The following is a 1,899-nucleotide window of genomic DNA, read 5'->3' on the forward strand; positions in this document are numbered from 1 at the left end:
ACCCCGCAGACCCCGTCCGGCGGCGCGAACGTCCTGTYGCGCCCAGCCTCGCGCCGTCGGACGGCCAGCCCCCCGCCCCGGGGTGCGGAACCGACCCGGCGGCAGCAGCCTGAAGGCATGGCACATCCAACCGAGCACCCGCATGTCGTGGTCCATCCCCCCGCGCTGGACGGATCCCGCCGGGTCACCCTGGGCGAGGAGCCCCTGGGCGTCGCCACACACGCCGACGACGTCGCCGAGATCCTGCGGCTCGCCGACCTGTACGTCACCGACGTCGCGGAGAGCGACCTCGTCGAATGGCAGGGCGGCGGCCCGGACGACTGGCCGGGGCTGTCGGAACACCACGAGGTGTGAACACGCGCACGCGCCTACGGCACCGGTCGTACGCCTGGTACGGAACCCTCACTTGACTGGGCCCCGCGTCGCCACTACTCCCACGCGCGGGCGCGGATGTTGCGGAGCCGTTCCGGTCCGCGTGCGCAACGACGCCGCAGGACCGGCATGCGAACCAGGCCTGGGAGACCCGGTTCGCCCTGTCGAGGTGGCCGCACTCGGCGAGGTACGGGAGGTGTACGCCGGATCGACGTGCACCACCGGCACCCCGGCCCTGCGGGCCTTGTACGCGATGAACTGCCCCAGCTGGGCGAAGGACCAGCTGGAGTGGGTGGCCCGTTGGGGGCTTCCTCAGCCGTACCCGATCGCGGATGCCCGTGAGGTCTTCCAGGGCAATTCCGCGACCGGTGCGTTCAGCCTCGGCCACCACATGCTTCGCGATCTTGTGGTTGATGTCCTTCGCCCGCCGCGCTTCCTTGAGGCGGCGCTTGTTCAGCCGCCGCCTCGCGGACGGGGTGTTCTTCTTCTGGAGCTTGGTGCGCAGGCCGCGCTCGCGGATCCGGATCTCAGGAACCACATGCCGTCCCGGTGCACGAGATCGGACTCGCCCCTGCGGTACAGCGCGAGCGTGGCCAGCTGCTCGACAGATGCCGTGAAAGCCACGTTCTTCATCCGCCCGCCGGTGGTCCAGACCGACACCGTCCGCTCGGCGATCTGCCACGACAGCATCCGGTCGTCGTAGGGCTGAGCACCAAAGGAACGGAAGGCAACGGGCTTCTGCGTGGCGCGACGGTAGCGCGCTGAACCAGGACGACCCAGGCGGCTTGCCCTCCGGTTCGCCTCCAGAGCCGCCGCCTGCACGGGCGTCGGCAGCAGCCTGACCTGCACCACCAGCTTCACGATCAGCGATCGTAGACACCCGCACGACACCCCACCACACGTCCCCCACCGCTCACCCCATCGAGTGACCCGCGCACCCTGTCCTGATGCGCCGTGTCCCGAGTGATGCCCGGCCGAGACGCGGCCATGGCAGACACAGCGATACCGCGGCGCTCCGCGCCGCGCGCCCTAAGATGCGATTCCTCCCGGTTGCGAAACCCCGGGGGTCCCTCGCAAGAACAGGCTGCCCCGGGGCTTCAACTGCCCCCGGGGCCGGGCACATTCTCGACACACGGGGCCCGTCGGCACGGGGGCGGCGGGCCCCGGCACGGGGTGAAGCCATGGGCGACGGTACGGCGGTCCCGCTGGAGCCGCACGAGATCGCACTGCTGGGGAACGGTCCGCGGACCGCCGTCACCGTCGCCGTGGTGGACCTGTATCTGAGGGGCCTGGTGGAGGCGGACCGGCCCGGGACGATGCGGGCGGGCATCGCGGACGCCGTGAGCGCGGAGCGAGCGCCGTCCCCCCTGGCCCAGGCGGTGCACGCCTGTCTCCACGAGCCCACCGGTCTCCTGACGTTGGTCAAGGATCCGGACGTACGGCTCGCCCTGGCCCTCATGCGCATCCCGCTCGCGGAGGCGGGGCTGGTCCGCCGGGCGGAGGTGGGCGGCAAGGGCCTCCTGAAGC

General features: G+C 71.4%; 4 protein-coding genes. 2 read left to right on the plus strand and 2 right to left on the minus strand.

The genetic code is table 11. The features are described 5' to 3' along the window. Window positions 1–117 precede the first annotated feature (117 nt). Window positions 118–354: a hypothetical protein gene (locus CA983_RS43200; RefSeq protein ID WP_059419625.1), complete on the plus strand. Its 237-nt coding sequence runs from the start codon at window positions 118–120 to the stop codon at window positions 352–354. Window positions 355–402: 48 nt separating this feature from the next. Here CA983_RS43200 and CA983_RS49770 read toward each other — a convergent pair whose 3' ends face one another. Together CA983_RS49770 and CA983_RS49775 are read right to left on the minus strand one after the other, a co-directional pair. Then, window positions 403–639, minus strand: a complete 237-nt coding sequence (locus CA983_RS49770) for a zinc ribbon domain-containing protein (RefSeq protein ID WP_425276518.1) — start codon at window positions 637–639, stop codon at window positions 403–405. Window positions 640–825: 186 nt separating this feature from the next. Next, on the minus strand, window positions 826–1,233 hold the full coding sequence (locus tag CA983_RS49775) for a hypothetical protein (protein WP_425276517.1): 408 nt from the start codon (window positions 1,231–1,233) through the stop codon (window positions 826–828). A 320-nt stretch (window positions 1,234–1,553) separates the two neighbouring features. Here CA983_RS49775 and CA983_RS43210 point away from each other — a divergent pair. Next, window positions 1,554–1,899 (plus strand): DUF2207 domain-containing protein (locus CA983_RS43210; protein ID WP_483027231.1); only part of this gene is annotated, 346 nt, incomplete at its 3' end.

Source organism: Streptomyces swartbergensis, from assembly GCF_002148965.1.
In the GTDB taxonomy this organism is placed as follows: domain Bacteria; phylum Actinomycetota; class Actinomycetes; order Streptomycetales; family Streptomycetaceae; genus Streptomyces; species Streptomyces swartbergensis.

Bases quoted from the DNA above. Each gene is read 5' to 3' on its own strand.
- CA983_RS43200 (WP_059419625.1), top strand. From the start codon at position 118: ATGGCACATCCAACCGAGCACCCGCATGTCGTGGTCCATCCCCCCGCG.